26 protein-coding genes and 2 tRNA genes are annotated in these 15,474 nt (G+C 50.2%); 2 read left to right on the top strand and 26 right to left on the bottom strand.

Translation table 11 applies throughout. The annotated features are described in order from the left end of the window. Positions 1–16 precede the first annotated feature (16 nt). From F569_RS17160 to F569_RS0107910, 26 genes are all read right to left on the bottom strand, one after another. Positions 17–649: an adenylate kinase gene (locus F569_RS17160; RefSeq protein WP_084168911.1), complete on the bottom strand. Its 633-nt coding sequence runs from the start codon at positions 647–649 to the stop codon at positions 17–19. Between the two features lie 16 nt (positions 650–665). After that, the gene (gene secY / locus F569_RS0108030; RefSeq protein WP_026941777.1) at positions 666–2,027 is read right to left on the bottom strand and encodes a preprotein translocase subunit SecY; all 1,362 of its coding nucleotides are present in this window, start codon (positions 2,025–2,027) and stop codon (positions 666–668) included. 142 nt (positions 2,028–2,169) lie between these two features. Then, positions 2,170–3,006: a 50S ribosomal protein L15 gene (gene rplO / locus F569_RS17155; RefSeq protein WP_034388046.1), complete on the bottom strand. Its 837-nt coding sequence runs from the start codon at positions 3,004–3,006 to the stop codon at positions 2,170–2,172. A gap of 50 nt (positions 3,007–3,056) precedes the next feature. Beyond that, the gene (gene rpmD, locus F569_RS0108020) at positions 3,057–3,245 is read right to left on the bottom strand and encodes a 50S ribosomal protein L30 (protein WP_026941776.1); all 189 of its coding nucleotides are present in this window, start codon (positions 3,243–3,245) and stop codon (positions 3,057–3,059) included. A gap of 11 nt (positions 3,246–3,256) precedes the next feature. Continuing rightward, complete coding sequence (rpsE, locus tag F569_RS0108015) at positions 3,257–3,829, bottom strand: 30S ribosomal protein S5 (protein ID WP_026941775.1); 573 nt, start codon at positions 3,827–3,829, stop codon at positions 3,257–3,259. A gap of 13 nt (positions 3,830–3,842) precedes the next feature. Next, entirely contained in the window at positions 3,843–4,193 is a 351-nt protein-coding gene (rplR, locus tag F569_RS0108010) for a 50S ribosomal protein L18 (RefSeq protein ID WP_034388044.1), read from the bottom strand. Between the two features lie 2 nt (positions 4,194–4,195). Continuing rightward, the gene (rplF, locus tag F569_RS0108005; protein ID WP_026941773.1) at positions 4,196–4,729 is read right to left on the bottom strand and encodes a 50S ribosomal protein L6; all 534 of its coding nucleotides are present in this window, start codon (positions 4,727–4,729) and stop codon (positions 4,196–4,198) included. 1 nt (position 4,730) lies between these two features. Beyond that, on the bottom strand, positions 4,731–5,126 hold the full coding sequence (rpsH, locus tag F569_RS0108000; protein ID WP_026941772.1) for a 30S ribosomal protein S8: 396 nt from the start codon (positions 5,124–5,126) through the stop codon (positions 4,731–4,733). 9 nt (positions 5,127–5,135) lie between these two features. Then, positions 5,136–5,441, bottom strand: a complete 306-nt coding sequence (gene rpsN, locus F569_RS0107995; RefSeq protein ID WP_026941771.1) for a 30S ribosomal protein S14 — start codon at positions 5,439–5,441, stop codon at positions 5,136–5,138. A gap of 67 nt (positions 5,442–5,508) precedes the next feature. Beyond that, a complete protein-coding gene (rplE, locus tag F569_RS0107990) occupies positions 5,509–6,063 on the bottom strand; it encodes a 50S ribosomal protein L5 (RefSeq protein ID WP_026941770.1) in 555 nt (184 codons plus the stop codon). Further along, positions 6,056–6,376, bottom strand: a complete 321-nt coding sequence (gene rplX / locus F569_RS0107985) for a 50S ribosomal protein L24 (protein WP_026941769.1) — start codon at positions 6,374–6,376, stop codon at positions 6,056–6,058. The genes rplE and rplX overlap by 8 nt, the downstream gene beginning before the upstream one ends. A gap of 2 nt (positions 6,377–6,378) precedes the next feature. After that, on the bottom strand, positions 6,379–6,747 hold the full coding sequence (gene rplN / locus F569_RS0107980; RefSeq protein WP_026941768.1) for a 50S ribosomal protein L14: 369 nt from the start codon (positions 6,745–6,747) through the stop codon (positions 6,379–6,381). 46 nt (positions 6,748–6,793) lie between these two features. Then, positions 6,794–7,024, bottom strand: coding sequence for a 30S ribosomal protein S17 (gene rpsQ / locus F569_RS0107975; protein WP_026941767.1), 231 nt, complete (start codon positions 7,022–7,024; stop codon positions 6,794–6,796). A 10-nt stretch (positions 7,025–7,034) separates the two neighbouring features. Further along, complete coding sequence (gene rpmC, locus F569_RS0107970; protein ID WP_026941766.1) at positions 7,035–7,235, bottom strand: 50S ribosomal protein L29; 201 nt, start codon at positions 7,233–7,235, stop codon at positions 7,035–7,037. A gap of 13 nt (positions 7,236–7,248) precedes the next feature. Beyond that, positions 7,249–7,662: a 50S ribosomal protein L16 gene (gene rplP, locus F569_RS0107965; protein ID WP_026941765.1), complete on the bottom strand. Its 414-nt coding sequence runs from the start codon at positions 7,660–7,662 to the stop codon at positions 7,249–7,251. A gap of 16 nt (positions 7,663–7,678) precedes the next feature. Continuing rightward, the gene (gene rpsC, locus F569_RS0107960) at positions 7,679–8,425 is read right to left on the bottom strand and encodes a 30S ribosomal protein S3 (protein ID WP_026941764.1); all 747 of its coding nucleotides are present in this window, start codon (positions 8,423–8,425) and stop codon (positions 7,679–7,681) included. Next, positions 8,425–8,850 carry a 50S ribosomal protein L22 gene (rplV, locus tag F569_RS0107955; RefSeq protein WP_026941763.1) on the bottom strand — a complete coding sequence of 142 codons (426 nt, stop codon included), beginning with the start codon at positions 8,848–8,850 and terminating at the stop codon, positions 8,425–8,427. Before rplV ends, rpsC begins: the two co-directional genes overlap by 1 nt. A gap of 2 nt (positions 8,851–8,852) precedes the next feature. Then, entirely contained in the window at positions 8,853–9,131 is a 279-nt protein-coding gene (rpsS, locus tag F569_RS0107950) for a 30S ribosomal protein S19 (protein WP_026941762.1), read from the bottom strand. 12 nt (positions 9,132–9,143) lie between these two features. After that, positions 9,144–9,980, bottom strand: coding sequence for a 50S ribosomal protein L2 (gene rplB, locus F569_RS0107945; protein WP_026941761.1), 837 nt, complete (start codon positions 9,978–9,980; stop codon positions 9,144–9,146). A 9-nt stretch (positions 9,981–9,989) separates the two neighbouring features. Continuing rightward, entirely contained in the window at positions 9,990–10,286 is a 297-nt protein-coding gene (locus F569_RS0107940; RefSeq protein ID WP_026941760.1) for a 50S ribosomal protein L23, read from the bottom strand. Further along, on the bottom strand, positions 10,283–10,903 hold the full coding sequence (gene rplD, locus F569_RS0107935) for a 50S ribosomal protein L4 (RefSeq protein WP_026941759.1): 621 nt from the start codon (positions 10,901–10,903) through the stop codon (positions 10,283–10,285). Before rplD ends, F569_RS0107940 begins: the two co-directional genes overlap by 4 nt. After that, on the bottom strand, positions 10,904–11,719 hold the full coding sequence (rplC, locus tag F569_RS17150) for a 50S ribosomal protein L3 (protein WP_034388039.1): 816 nt from the start codon (positions 11,717–11,719) through the stop codon (positions 10,904–10,906). 2 nt (positions 11,720–11,721) lie between these two features. Continuing rightward, positions 11,722–12,036: a 30S ribosomal protein S10 gene (gene rpsJ / locus F569_RS0107925; RefSeq protein ID WP_026941758.1), complete on the bottom strand. Its 315-nt coding sequence runs from the start codon at positions 12,034–12,036 to the stop codon at positions 11,722–11,724. Between the two features lie 81 nt (positions 12,037–12,117). Beyond that, positions 12,118–13,293 carry an elongation factor Tu gene (gene tuf, locus F569_RS0107920; protein ID WP_026941757.1) on the bottom strand — a complete coding sequence of 392 codons (1,176 nt, stop codon included), beginning with the start codon at positions 13,291–13,293 and terminating at the stop codon, positions 12,118–12,120. 71 nt (positions 13,294–13,364) lie between these two features. Continuing rightward, positions 13,365–13,438 (bottom strand) — tRNA-Gly (locus F569_RS0107915). 28 nt (positions 13,439–13,466) lie between these two features. After that, a tRNA-Tyr gene (locus F569_RS0107910) sits at positions 13,467–13,551 on the bottom strand. Between the two features lie 139 nt (positions 13,552–13,690). Here F569_RS0107910 and F569_RS0107905 point away from each other — a divergent pair. Together F569_RS0107905 and F569_RS17145 are read left to right on the top strand one after the other, a co-directional pair. Next, positions 13,691–14,611, top strand: coding sequence for a TrmH family RNA methyltransferase (locus F569_RS0107905; RefSeq protein WP_051279581.1), 921 nt, complete (start codon positions 13,691–13,693; stop codon positions 14,609–14,611). Between the two features lie 107 nt (positions 14,612–14,718). Beyond that, complete coding sequence (locus tag F569_RS17145) at positions 14,719–15,438, top strand: alternative oxidase (protein WP_051279579.1); 720 nt, start codon at positions 14,719–14,721, stop codon at positions 15,436–15,438. The last annotated feature ends 36 nt before the right edge of the window (positions 15,439–15,474 follow it).

Here is a 15,474-nt window from a genome sequence, read left to right as displayed (position 1 = left end):
TCCTTAACGGGCGCAATTAGCCCCCAAAAAGCCTGGCGAAAAATCCTTTTTTCGGCGTTGAAGCAGAAATTTCCGCTCCATTGCCATTTTTATCCAAAACCTGCGCAATTGAGGCCGATACAGCCGCAATATCAGCCATTCCGTCAACCTCTGTCAGCTTACCCTGCGCCGAGTAATAGGGAAGCAGCGGAGCTGTTTGTGTATTATAGGCATTCAGGCGAACTTTAAAACTTTCAGGATTGTCGTCCTTACGACCCTCTTCCTCAAAACGCTTCGTGATTCTTTTGACCAAAGCCTCGTCATCGACGCAAAGACGGACAACCGAATCGACTTTACTGTTGTGCTTCGTCATCAACGCATCAAGCGCTTCAGCTTGCGCCACAGTGCGCGGAAAGCCGTCAAAGATAAACCCCTTCGCATTTGGGTTCATATCAAGCTGTTCTTCGATCAAGGCGATAACGATTTCATCAGAGACAAGCTCGCCGCGATCCATAATGCCAGCGACTTTCTTTCCAAGTTCACTTCCGGATTTTTTCGCAGCGCGGAGCATGTCGCCTGTGGAGAGTTGAATCAGGCCGCGTTCGGCGACAAGCTTTTTAGCTTGCGTGCCTTTACCCGCTGCAGGCGGGCCAAACATAATGATATTCATAGCGCTCTCCCCTCGCCTATTTTTTTCTGCGCCGCATACGAGACTTCTTGATGAGACCTTCATATTGATGCGCAATGAGGTGCGACTGAATTTGCGCGACAGTATCTAGTGTTACAGAGACAATAATCAAAAGTGACATACCGCCGATAAGCATCGCAACTGATGGCGGGATGGCGCCGCCCGCTTGCGCGATAATATATTCAGGCAGCACACAGACAAAGGCTACATAGAGCGCCCCGATAAATGTCAGGCGTGAAAGTACGTAAGAGAGATATTGCGCGGTGCGCTCACCGGGACGAATACCCGGCAGGAAGCCGCCATTCTTACGCAAGTTATCGGCAACATCATCAGGTTTGAAGACATAAGGCACGTAGAAATAACAGAAGAAGATAATCAAGATACCATAAAGCGAGAGGTAAATCGGAGAGCCATAGCCGATATAGGCCAGAATTGTTGTCATCGCGCTAGCACCCGCGCCCTCACCATTAAGTGCAAGTTGCCCAAAGGTCGCTGGAAGCAGTAACAGTGAACTTGCGAAAATTGGCGGGATAACACCAGCTGTGTTCAGCTTAAGCGGCATGAAGGAAGACTCGCCGCCAAATGTCTTACCACCTGCCATTTGTCGCTTGGGGTATTGAACCAATAATCGCCGCTGCGCTCGTTCAACATAAACAATGAGCATGGATAGTCCTACAAAGAGAACAATCAGGAAGATCAGTAAAAGCTCGGAGACAGAGCCTTGTTGGTTCAAGCTGAAGGCTTGGAAAATCGCTTTAGGAAGCTCGGCAACAATACCAGCAAAGATAATCAGAGAGACACCATTACCGACGCCGCGCGCAGTAACTTGCTCACCCATCCACATGAGGAACATTGTGCCGCCAACAAGCGTGATAACTGTAGAAGCTTCAAAGAAAAGGCCTGGATTTATCACAGCACCTGGCGTTGATTGTAGCGCACGGGCGATACCGTAAGCCTGAAAGGCGGCCAAAAAGACCGTTAGATAGCGTGTATATTGGTTGATCTGCTTACGGCCCTGCTCGCCGTCTTTATCAAGCTCCTTCAAAGAGCCAATAGAACCCTTCATCAAAGTCATAATAATCGAGGCCGAAATATAAGGCATCACGTTGAGCGCGAAAATCGCCATACGCTCGACGGCACCGCCGGCAAACATGTTCAAACGTGTCAGTAATCCGCCGCCGCCTGAGGAGAAAGCCTGCTGAAACGCGGCCATATCCATACCAGGTACCGGAACAAATGTCCCGATGCGGTAAATAATGAGGATAAAAAGCGTGAAGAGGAGACGTTGCTGTAATTCTTTGGCCTTGGCGAAAACACCAAGGTTCATATTCTGAGCAAGCTGTTCTGAGGCTGACGCCATAACTATCGTCCCTTTAGAAGTTATAGGCTCTTATATAGGAGCCTATAATCTAATTTAAAGTGCAAGCCGGAGTCTTCTCCTGTTGCTTGCTTAGCCTACATTATCTCAGCCACCATTATCGGCCTGCTAAGCAGGCTGATTATTATTTTTTATCAGCCATCAAGGCTTTTGCTTGTCCCGGCCAATCATCATTATCGATGTTGTTCTTAAGGTCGAGCTTCTCGTCGAGTTCAGCAATACGAGTTTTCGTCAACTTGGCTACTTGTTCGTAAGTCGTTATACCTTCTTCTGCGAGACGTTTCGCAAAAACCGGACCTATACCGCTAATCTTTGTAAGATCGTCTGCCTCAACTGCCTTATCTGCTTTTTTGGCAGGCGCTTTTGCTTTTGGCGCGGCTTTCGCCTTAGGCGCAGCCTTCGCAGCTGGCTTTTCAGCTTTAGGCTCTGCAGCTTTCTTGTCAGCTTTGGACGTTTTGCCGGATTTGTCAGCTTTCTCGCCTTTAGCACGATAAGTAACCGACTCATCAAGAACAGTCACAGACCCTTTGGCCGCCTCGACAGCTTTGATAGCGCCGGGCGTTGCGCCTGACACTGACAGCTTTACAGCTTTTGACATTTTACCGGAACCAATAAGACGCACACCATCTTTAGCGCGGCGAATTACGCCGGCTTCGACGAGCGCGGCCGCATCGTAATCTGTTTTCGCATCAAGCTTACCGGCTTCGACAGCACGGTTAAGGTTAGCGATTGATAATTCTGCCCAACGCTTGCGGTTTGGCTTGTTAAAGCCGCGTTTGGGTAGACGCATATAGATCGGCATTTGACCGCCTTCAAAGCCATTAATGGACACACCGGAGCGTGACTTCTGACCTTTGACACCGCGGCCGGCTGTTTTACCTTTGCCGGAGCCTACGCCACGGCCCACACGTAGGCGGGCCTTAGTTGCACCGGGATTATCACTGAGTTCATTTAAACGCATGTTCTTTTCTCCAAAGGAGGTTTCTATAGGCTCAAATATGAGCTCAGAGACTACTCTTCGACTATTTCTACCATGTGAGAGATCTTGTTGATCATTCCACGGACAGAGGGTGTATCTTCTAATTCACGAACGCGGCCAATTTTGCCGAGCCCGAGCCCAACCAAAGTCGCCTTTTGATCCGGCTTACGGCGGATCGGGCTACCTGTTTGGCGGACTTTTAATGTTGCTTTTTTAGCCATGATTAAATCCTCTAGGCTTCAGCGATAGCTTCAGGTGCTGAGGCACCATCATTACGGCGGCCAACAATGTCGCCCACTTTTTTACCGCGCTTATTAGCAATCGTACGTGGGCTTTCCATGTTCTTCAAACCTTCAAACGTGGCACGAACCATGTTGTAAGGGTTAGATGTGCCCAGTGACTTACCGACAACGTCTTGAACGCCAAGGCATTCCAAAACAGCCCGCATAGGACCACCAGCAATAACGCCAGTTCCGGGAGGGGCTGCGCGCATAACAATTTTACCTGCACCGTGACGTCCGCGAACATCATGATGGAGCGTACGACCCTCACGCAATGGCACGCGGATCATTGTTTTCTTAGCTTCTTCAGAGGCCTTACGGATAGCTTCAGGCACTTCGCGGGCCTTGCCCTTACCGAACCCAACACGTCCCTTTTCGTCACCGACGATAACAAGTGCTGCAAAGCTCATGTTACGGCCACCCTTAACAGTCTTAGCGACGCGGTTAATGTGAACCAAACGGTCAATGAACTCGTTATCTTCTTCTTCGCGCTTACCGCGGCGGTTATCTTCTCTGCCTGCCATAATCTTAGCTTTCCTAGAATTTCAAACCGGCTTCGCGAGCCGCATCAGCCAGCGCTTTAACGCGGCCATGATAGAGATATGGGCCGCGGTCAAAGACAACGTCTTCTACTTTGGCTTTTTTAGCACGTTCAGCAATGAGCTTGCCAATACGCTGAGCGGCTGCCGTATCGGAACCTTTAGCTTTCTTGTCTTCAATAGTTGACGCAGAGGCTAAAGTTGTTCCTGTTGCATCGTCGATGATTTGTACTGAGATGTTCTTTGAAGAACGATACACAGACAAGCGAGGACGACCAGCTGAATGTTTTTTGAGGCGGCGGCGGACGCGTTGCGCACGACGCTGCATATTTTCGCGAGCAGTTTTCATGGCTACTTCTTCTTACCTTCTTTGCTGCGGACATATTCGCCGACATAACGAACGCCTTTGCCCTTGTAAGGCTCAGGTTTACGGTATGAACGAATAACAGCAGCGACTTGACCAACTTGTTGCTTGTCAATGCCTTCGACAATAACAGATGTTGGCTTTGGAGCTGTAATTGTAATGCCTTCCGGCGGCGTAAACTCAACGTCGTGTGAGAAACCAAGCTGCATAGAGAGCATAGAACCCTTCATTTGGGCACGATAACCAACACCTTTAAGCTCAAGCTCTTTTTTGTAGCCGTTCGTCACACCTTCAATAAGGTTAGCAATCATGGTGCGGCACATGCCCCACATTGACATACCGTTTTTGTTTTGCACGAGCGGCTGAACTGAAAACTCTTCACCCTCAATTTTTCCAGTAACGGAATCAGGAAGCGTAAAGCTGAGTTCGCCCTTAGGACCTTTAGCTTTAATCGTTTGGCCTTCTTGCGTCAGCGTAACGCCTGACGGGATAGTGACCGGTTTTTTACCAATACGAGACATCTTAGGACACCTGACAAAGGACTTCGCCGCCGACATTGGCTTCGCGGGCAGCAGCATCACTCATCACGCCTTTAGGCGTTGAGAGGATCGCAATACCCAAGCCATTACGGACTTGCGGGAGAGTTTTAACGGACGAGTAAACACGGCGCCCTGGCTTAGACACGCGTTTAATCTCACGGATAACTGCTTCGCCTTCGAAATATTTCAGCTCAACTTCGAAAGCTCGGAAGCCATCGACCTGAGTTTCAGAATATCCGCGGATAAAACCTTCATCAGCCAAAACATCAAGAACACGGCCACGTAAGTTTGACGCCGGAGTAGTTACCGAAGACCGGTCACGCATGATAGCGTTACGGATACGTGTGAGCATATCGCCCAGAGGATCAGAAAAAGACATATCGGCCCCCTACCAGCTTGATTTCACGAGACCCGGAAGCAAACCTTGTGAGCCAAGCTCACGCAATGCAATACGGGACATTTTCATTTTACGGTAGTAACCGCGCGGGCGACCCGTAACCTGACAACGGTTACGAATGCGCGATTCAGCTGAATTACGCGGCAAAGCTGCGAGTTTAAGCTGAGCGGCAAAACGCTCTTCTACGGGCAGTTCTTTATTGCGCGCTATATCTTTTAAAAGTGCACGCTTAGCAGCATATTTTGCCACCATACGCTGACGCTTAAGATTGCGCTCAACTGAGCTAACTTTAGCCATTTTATTCTCCTATTTGCTTACCGTAAGTTTCTTACATTTACGGAATGCTTTGCTTACTGCGTTCAATCTAGTTCCGGAAAGGGAACGAGAATGCTGCCAGTAATGCCTTGGCTTCTTCATCTGTTTTTGCACTGGTTTGAACAACGATGTCCATACCGCGAACCGTATCCACTTGATCATAATTGATTTCAGGGAATACGATATGTTCTTTCAGGCCCATAGCGTAATTGCCGTGTCCGTCAAAGCTTTTCCCGTTCAAACCGCGAAAGTCACGAGTCCGTGGCAGCGCGATATTGATAAGGCGGTCCAAGAATTCAAACATATGGTCGCGGCGAAGTGTGACTTTCGCGCCGATAACCATTCCATCACGAAGCTTAAAGCCCGCAATTGATTTCTTTGACTTTGTTGGAAGAGGCTTCTGACCGGCGATCAGCTCAAGCTCTGCAATCGCAGCTTCAACTTTCTTCTTGTCAGCAACACCTTCGCCCAGCCCCATATTGAGAACTACTTTCTCAATCTTAGGAATTTGCATGTCGTTTTTATATCCGAATTGCTCTTTCATCTTTGCGCGAATTTCATCGCGGTAGATTGCGGCAAGACGCGGCTCATATGGTTTAGCCATCGATGACCTCCCCTGATTTTGTGGCCACGCGGACCTTTTTACCGTCTTTTAGTGACTTGAAGCCAACGCGAGTGGGCTTGCCACCCTTTGGATCAAGATGTGCGACGTTTGAAATATGGATAGGGGCCTCAAAGGTTTTAATTCCGCCTTCAGGGTCAGCTTGGCTTGGGCGCACGTGACGCTTGACCATAGCAACACCTTTAACGATGACGCGGGAATCCTTAGGGAACACTTTTAGGACTTCACCCTTAGTGCCTTTATCCTTACCGGCGATAACGACCACGTGGTCGCCTTTTTTGATCTTCGCGGCCATGACTAGAGAACCTCTGGTGCCAGCGAGACGATTTTCATGTGATTTTTAGCGCGAAGTTCACGAGGAACAGGGCCAAAAATACGTGTACCAATCGGCTCACCATTATTGTTAATGATAACTGCGGCGTTTCCGTCAAAACGAATGACAGAGCCGTCGCGGCGTTGAATGTCCTTGCGTACGCGAACAACGATGGCTTTACGCACATCGCCTTTTTTCACTTTGCCGCGAGGGATAGCTTCTTTGACAGAAACAACAATCGTGTCGCCAACATGGGCATAACGACGCTTTGATCCACCCAGGACTTTAATGCACTGGACGCGGCGGGCACCGGAATTATCGGCGACATCTAAATTTGATTGCATTTGAATCATGCGACCGTCTCCTTATTAAGGGGTTGGATACGAGGAAGAGTGAACTCTAACCTGCGTAAACTTCCCACCGCTTGAGTTTACTTTTAGGCGCACATTCGATGATACGAACTGTATCGCCCACTTTATGCGCATTTTTTTCATCATGCGCGTGATATTTTTTCGTCCGGCGAATGGTCTTCTTCAAAAGCGGATGCAGGAAAGACCGTTCGATCTTTACGACAACTGTTTTTTCGCCTTTATCTGACACAACCGTGCCTTGGAGTATGCGTTTTGGCATCTCGACCTACCTATGCTTTCGCGGCTGATTTTTTCTCAGCCTGAATCGTTTTCACGCGGGCGATGTCACGACGGACTTGGCGCACACGTGCTGTTTTTTCCAATTGGCCGGTCGCCTCTTGAAACCGCAGATTAAACTGCTCTTTTTTCAGCTTGAGCAACTCATCACTAAGTTGATCTTCTGTCATTGCTCTGACGTCGGTAGCTTTCATCGGTCAGCTCCTACTATTCGCCCGGACGTGTAACGATTTTACACTTCACAGGTAATTTTGCGGCGCCAAGACGAAGCGCTTCACGCGCAACTGCATCAGACACACCGTCAATCTCAAACATGATCCGACCGGGCTTGACTTTACAGGCCCAGAATTCAACAGAACCCTTACCTTTACCCATCCGAACTTCAGTCGGCTTCTTCGTCACAGGCACATCTGGGAAAATGCGAATCCAGACGCGGCCTGCACGTTTCATATGACGTGTAATAGCACGACGTGTGGCTTCGATCTGGCGAGCTGTAACGCGCTCAGGCTCAAGAGCCTTAAGGCCATATGACCCGAAGTTAAGAGCAGTTCCGCCTTTGGCGACGCCCTTGATCCGGCCCTTATGGGCTTTGCGGAATTTTGTACGTTTTGGCTGTAACATGGCTCAAAACCCTCTTTTAATTTGCACGCGCAGGACGACGGTCACGATTGCCGCGTCCGCCTGAGCGGTCATTGCCGCCGCGCGAACGTGTATCGCCTTGGTCATTCATGCGTTTGTCATGTGCCATTGGATCATGCTCAAGGATTTCGCCCTTATTGATCCAGACTTTAATACCGATGATACCCATTGCCGTCATCGCGCGAGCGACGCCGTAATCGATGTCAGCCCGCATTGTGTGTAACGGCACGGATCCTTCTTGATACTGCTCAACACGCGCGATTTCCGCACCGCCAAGACGACCGCCAAGTTTAATTTTACAGCCCTTAGCGCCCATACGCATGGCGCTTTGCAGCGAACGCTTCATGGCACGGCGGAAAGAGACGCGGCGCTCAAGCTGTTGGGCAATCCCGTCAGCTACAAGATTAGCATCAACTTCTGGTTTACGGACTTCAACAAGATTGATGAAGACTTCACCATCAACCATGGATGCGACGCGCTTGCGTAGCACTTCGATGTCTGCGCCTTTTTTACCAATCACAACACCCGGACGCGCCGTGTAGATTGTGATGCGGCAGGTTTTGTGCGGACGCTCAATAATGATACGCGCAACAGAGGCAGCTTTAAGCTCAGACATAAGAAAGGAGCGGATCGCAAGATCTTGATGCAGCAAATCGCCATATTCAGCTGTGTTAGCATACCAACGAGATTCCCACGTGCGGTTAATACCGAGGCGAAGGCCAATTGGATTAATCTTCTGTCCCATTACGCAGCCTCTTTCTTCTTACTCGGCTTTTTAGCAGGAGCCTCTTCAACGGTTTCTTCAATTTCGCGAACAACGATTGTTAGCTCTGAGAATGGCTTTAAGATACGGGCGCCGCGGCCACGCGCACGTGCGCGGAAGCGCTTCATGACGAGGTTCTTACCGACATAGGCCTCTGAAACGATAAGGCTATCAATATCAAGACCGTGATTGTTCTCGGCATTAGCAATAGCTGACTGAAGAACCTTTTTCACGTCGCCTGAAATACGCTTGTGAGAGAACTCAAGATCAGCGAGCGCTGTTTCGACTTTCTTACCGCGAATAAGTTGCGCTACAAGGTTAAGCTTTTGCGGACTTATGCGGATCATACGAAGTTTCGCACGCGCCTCATTATCGCCAACACGGCGTGGATTTTTTGCTTTAGCCATGACTATTTCCGCTTCGCTTTTTTATCAACGCCGTGGCCATAGTAAGTCCGCGATGGTGAAAACTCACCAAATTTGTGACCCACCATATCCTCATTGACGAGAACAGGAACGAATTTCTGGCCGTTATGGACTTGAAATGTCAGGCCAACAAAACCCGGCATAATTGTCGAACGGCGCGACCAAGTCTTGATAGGCTTGTGACGCCCCTCGGATTTAGTCGCTTCGGCTTTTTTAAGGAGGTATCCGTCAACAAACGGACCTTTCCATACTGAACGTGGCATCTTCCGCGCTCCCTAACGTTTTTTCTTCGCGTGACGCGAACGAATGATGAATTTGTCAGTCGCTTTATTAGAGCGAGTGCGAGCACCTTTAGTCGGCTTACCCCAAGGCGTAACCGGGTGACGACCACCTGATGTACGGCCTTCACCACCACCGTGAGGGTGATCTACAGGGTTCATGGCCACGCCGCGAACTTGCGGGCGCTTACCAAGCCAACGCTTACGTCCGGCCTTACCAAGATTGATGTTCATATGATCAGGGTTTGAAACCGCGCCAACAGTCGCCAAACATGTTTGGTGAACCATGCGCATTTCGCCGGACTTAAGGCGAACCTGAGCGTAACCTTCTGAACGGCCAACAAGCTGAGCATAGGCACCGGCTGAGCGGGCAATCTGGCCACCCTTACCGGGCTTGAGCTCAATGTTGTGAATGATTGTTCCGACAGGCATAGCGCGAAGCGGCATAGTGTTACCGGGCTTAACATCAGCCTTGGCGGATGAAATAACTGTGTCGCCAGCCGCCAAACGTTGTGGAGCTAAAATGTAAGACTTCTCACCGTCTTTATACTGAATTAGCGCAATGAAAGCGGTCCGGTTCGGATCATATTCGAGACGAAGAACAGTCGCCGCCATATCTTTTTTTGCACGCTTGAAGTCAACCATACGGTAAAGGCGCTTATGCCCCCCACCTTGGCGGCGCATTGTGATACGGCCTGTATTGTTGCGACCACCTTTCTTCGTCAGACCTTCAGTCAGTGACTTTTCAGGACGTCCTTTATGGAGGCCTGTGCGGTCAACTTGAACCAAATTACGGCGTGACGGGCTAGTGGGATTAAATGTCTTTAAAGCCATCTTCTCTTCCTACAGACCTGTTGCGATATCAATGCTATCGCCGTCTTTCAGCGTAACGATAGCTTTTTTGATATCTTTGCGGCGACCGGGAATTCCGCGGAAGCGCTTGGTTTTACCTTTCAGGCGAAGCGTATTCACAGCCGTGACAGAGACCTTAAAAAGCTGCTCAACAGCTTCTTTGATCTCAGGCTTAGTGGCGGAAACCGGCACTTCGAATACGACCTGATTATTTTCAGCGACGATTGTTGTCTTTTCCGTGATAATCGGAGAGAGAACACTGTCATAATGGCGGGCAGCTATACTCATTTGAGGCGTGCCTCCAAATCTTGGACGGCTTGCTTGGTCAGAACGAGCGTATGACGCTTTAAAATGTCATAAACGTTCGCACCCTGACTTGGCAGGACATCGAGGTTAGGAATATTACTTGCAGCTTTGGCGAAATTCTCATCTACAGAATTGCCAGAAACGATAAGACCGTTAGTCACGCCGAGCTTTTCAAGTTGCTTGCGAAGATCCGCCGTCTTTGGCGCTTTCATAGCGGCATCATCAATTATGATAAGCTCTTTCGAGCTCGCCTTTGAGGACAACGCATGACGAAGAGCCATAGCACGAACTTTCTTTGGAAGATCAATCGCATGTGAGCGAGAACGTGGTCCGTGAGCTTTGGCACCGCCGCGGAACTGAGAGACAGAGCCGTTACCGTGACGCGCTGTACCGCCGCCTTTTTGATTACCAATACGCTTATTACGCTTGGATACATCACCGCGCTCTTGCACTTGATGCGTACCGGCCTGACGTTTCGCAAGTTGATAGCGCACCATACGATGTAAAATGTCTTTGCGAGGCTCTTGACCAAAAACGCCTTTGTCGAGATCGACAGAGCCGGATTTTTTGCCCGCTAATGTTTGGACGTCGAGTTTCATCTAGCCTTCTCCGCCTTCATCATCTGTTGTGGCAGCCATAGCCGCTGCTTGCTCTTCGGCCACGCGTTTCGCTTCAGCCTCAGCTTCTGCCAATGCCGAAGCTTCAGCCTCTTCAGCCGCCTTTAAAGCCGCCTTACGGTCACCCATAGTGGCTGCAGGGAAAATGATATCCTCAGGCTGTGCTTTTTTCACAGCATCGCGGACTTCAACCCAAGCGCCTTTAGCACCAGGCGTTGCCCCCTTGATCAGGATAAGACCATCTTCGATTTCGACACGGGCGACTTCGAGATTTTGGTTTGTTCTACGAACAGCCCCCATGTGACCAGCCATTTTCTTGCCTTTGAAAACTTTACCAGGATCCTGACATTGACCTGTTGAGCCATGTGATCTGTGAGAGATTGAAACACCATGTGTCGCGCGCAGGCCGCCAAAGTTATGACGCTTCATCGCACCGGCGAAACCTTTACCAACCGTGACGCCTGAGACGTCAACTTTTTGGCCTGGAAGGAAGTGACCTGCGACAAGTTCTTCGCCGACTTCGACAAGGTTTTCATCCGCGACGCGAAATTCAACAAGCTTTCGCTTTGGCGTGACGCCCGCTTTTGCAAAACGCTCACGCTCAGCTTTGGAAACACGCTTGGGCTTGGCTTCGCCCGCACCCAATTGAACAGCAGAATAGCCATCACGCTCTTTGGTTTTTTGAGCCACAACCTGACAACCCTCTAAAGAAAGAACTGTCACAGGAACATGATTGCCCAAATCGTCATAGACGTGCGTCATGCCCAGTTTTTTTGCTAATAGACCTGTCCGCAACATGTCTATGCTCCCAACTTAATTTCGACATCAACGCCAGCCGCAAGATCGAGCTTCATAAGCGCGTCAACGGTCTGTGGTGTTGGGTCAACGATATCGAGCATACGCTTATGCGTACGGATTTCGAACTGCTCACGCGATTTTTTGTTCACGTGAGGTGAACGGTTCACAGTGAATTTTTCAATGCGGGTCGGCAAAGGAATCGGACCTCTCACAGTTGCGCCAGTGCGCTTAGCTGTACTGACAATCTCTTTCGTCGAGGTGTCGAGGATACGATGGTCGAATGCCTTCAACCGAATGCGAATATTTTGACGATCCATGATGGAAATCCGTTTCTACGCTTTCAAACAACAAAACGGGCTCACCCCACTAAAAAGGGGAAGCGAGCCCGAAAACTCTATCTACTCAATGATTTTACCGACGACGCCGGCGCCGACTGTGCGGCCACCTTCGCGGATCGCGAAGCGGAGCTTCTCTTCCATAGCGATGGGCACGATAAGCTCAACATTGATGTTCACATTGTCGCCCGGCATGACCATTTCTGTGCCAGAGTCCAATGTCACAACGCCTGTCACGTCAGTTGTACGGAAGTAGAACTGCGGACGGTAATTGTTAAAGAATGGCGTGTGACGACCACCTTCATCTTTTGTCAGGATGTAAGCTTCGCCAACAAACTTTTTGTGCGGCGTAACTGAACCTGGCTTACACAGAACCTGACCACGCTCGACCTTATCACGGTCAATACCGCGGATAAGTGCGCCAATATTGTCACCCGCTTCACCGCGATCAAGCAGCTTACGGAACATTTCAACACCCGTACATGTTGTCTTTTGTGTATCTTTGATGCCGACGATTTCAATTTCGTCTCCAACATTAACAGCGCCGCGCTCGACACGTCCAGTCACAACAGTACCCCGACCTGAGATTGAGAACACATCTTCGATTGGAAGAAGGAAAGGCTCGTCAATCGCGCGTGGAGGCTGCGGGATATACTCGTCGACAGCTGCCATAAGCTTCTTAATAGACTCTTCGCCGATGTCTGGGTTCTTGCCTTCCATCGCAGCCAAAGCTGACCCTGCAATCACAGGAATGTCGTCGCCCGGGAAGTCATAAGAGCTGAGCAGCTCACGGATTTCCATTTCGACGAGCTCGAGCAGCTCTTCATCGTCAACCTGGTCAACTTTGTTCATGTAAACGACAAGCGCCGGAACACCAACCTGACGCGCAAGCAAGATGTGCTCACGTGTCTGAGGCATTGGGCCGTCAGCGGCATTCACAACCAAGATAGCGCCGTCCATTTGGGCTGCACCTGTGATCATGTTCTTAACATAGTCCGCGTGACCTGGGCAATCAACGTGAGCATAGTGACGATTATCCGTCTCATACTCAACGTGAGCTGTTGAAATTGTAATACCGCGCGCTTTTTCTTCTGGCGCGCCATCAATTTGGTCATAGGCCTGGAAATCACCGAAATACTTCGTGATCGCCGCCGTTAGCGTTGTCTTACCATGGTCAACGTGACCAATCGTGCCGATATTCGCATGCGGCTTATTACGCTCAAACTTTTCTTTTGCCATGTCTACTTCTCACATGTTGTGGCCATCATTGGCCGGGGTTTAACGTCTCTTCTCGTTTGACCGAGAAATTTTGGAGCGGGCGGCGAGAATCGAACTCGCGTCATCAGCTTGGAAGGCTGAGGTCTTACCACTACACAACGCCCGCCGTGTATATTTTAAAGTTTCGTTGGAGGTGGTGGACAGGGTTGGATTCGAACCAACGTACACATAGTGATCAGATTTACAGTCTGACGCCTTTAACCACTCGGCCACCTGTCCAACCTACAAACCGCTTGGTTAATGCGGCCGGAAACTAATGTGTTGCCTCCAACAAAAAAGGCCCTGTAAGTCAGTCCACTAACGTGTTAGCGGCACAACGCACAGAGACAATGTCTTTAATTCAAGCGGGTATATAGAGATGTCAAAGAATTCACGCAATAGCGGATTTCAAAGAAAAACAGGCAAAAAAGCCTTAAAATCAAATGAATCCCGCCCTGGACAGGATAGCGGCCAGAAAAGAGCCTATGGAATGCGCTCTCATGGGGCTATGACTCGCCCGCGCTCGCCCAAAGCTATGGATGCAAAGCGATCCCGCCGCCCCGGTTCAGGCCATGAGGGCGGGTCAGGTTGGATTTGGGGCGCACATGCTTGTAATGCTGCACTCGCCAACCCCCGCCGGACTATTCATGAAATCCTCTTAACTGAGCACTCAGCGGTGCGGTACAAACTTCCGCAAACCGCCCCGCCGCCTAAAATCCTTCTTCCCAATGTTCTCGACAAAGCCATCCCGCGCGAAGCTGTGCATCAAGGCATTGCGATCAAAGCCGCTCCGCTCGAATGGCCACACCTCGAAGCCATAGCCGATCAGGACGGCGACGGATTGATTCTTGTACTCGACCAAATTACTGACCCGCACAATGTCGGGGCTATGTTGCGCCTCTGTTCAGCCTTTGGCGTCCGTGCCCTTGTCATGCAAACCCGCAAAGCGCCGCCTTTATCTGGCGCTCTCGCCAAAGTCGCTGTTGGGTGCCTTGAAACAGTGCCCGTCTGCTTGGAAACCAATATCGCGAACACGCTGCAAAACCTCCAGCGGATTGGCTGGATGGTCACGGGCCTCGCCGGAGAAAACGATCTTGAACTGAAAGACGCCGTTTCAGGTGGCGGCCAGCACGTCATCGTCATGGGCGCGGAGGGCCCTGGCCTGCGCGAACGTGTGCGCAAAACCTGTGACCAACTCGCCAAAATCCCAATGATGAGCCATCCTGTTCCCGGACAGGCCGAAAGCTTGAACGTGGCAACAGCCGCCGCAATTGCACTGTATGAGGCCCGTCGGGGATAACTGCGACAATAAAACGGCCTTTGGCGACACTCCGTCCCCTCGCAGGATACCTTCTCCCTACCTAAGTGTTATTATGTTATAGTCAGCAGTATCACCGAGAGCCCCATATGCAGACCTCTGTCAAACCCGCGCCGCGCGTTGTTGATTTCGATATTACGCTTGATACCCATGTCACCCCTAAAACCATGAGTGATAAGATTGCTTATGCCTTTGTGCGCTTCCTCCGTTTCTTTGCTGATAAATTTTTTGCCAAACGCTATGGCCACCGCGCCGTTGTCCTCGAAACTGTAGCTGCAGTCCCCGGGATGGTTGGCGGCTTGTGGCAACACCTAACTGCTCTGCGCAAAATGCGAGACGATGAGGGTTGGATCCGCACCCTCCTTGATGAAGCCGAGAATGAACGTATGCACCTAATGACGTTCATCGAGATAGCTCAACCAAACTGGTTTGAGCGCTTCCTGATTATGGCAGTTCAGCTCATATTTTATAATGCCTATTTCTTCCTTTATTTGTTCGCGCCGCGTACCGCCCACCGCGTTGTCGGTTACTTCGAAGAAGAAGCGGTGATTAGCTATACGCAATATCTCAAAGAAGTCGAAGAGGGCCGCCATGAAAACGTCCCTGCCCCCGACATTGCGATAGACTATTGGCAGCTAGATAAAGATGCCCGGCTAAGCGATGTCATTATCGCTGTCCGTGCTGATGAGGCCGAACACCGCGATGTTAATCACAGCTTTGTCAATGAACTTGATCGCCGCAAAGCCCATGACCCCAAAGCCGTTGATAGAGAGACAACCGAACCAGAAGGAAGTCTAAAAGACGCCTAGTCTTAGCCCTCTGCCGAACGTAAGAGACGTCCCTTT

Origin of the sequence: Hellea balneolensis DSM 19091, assembly GCF_000428525.1 — a bacterium.
In the GTDB taxonomy this organism is placed as follows: domain Bacteria; phylum Pseudomonadota; class Alphaproteobacteria; order Caulobacterales; family Maricaulaceae; genus Hellea; species Hellea balneolensis.
Note: the sequence above shows the minus strand (reverse complement) of the source record. Positions and strands in the feature narration are given on the sequence as shown.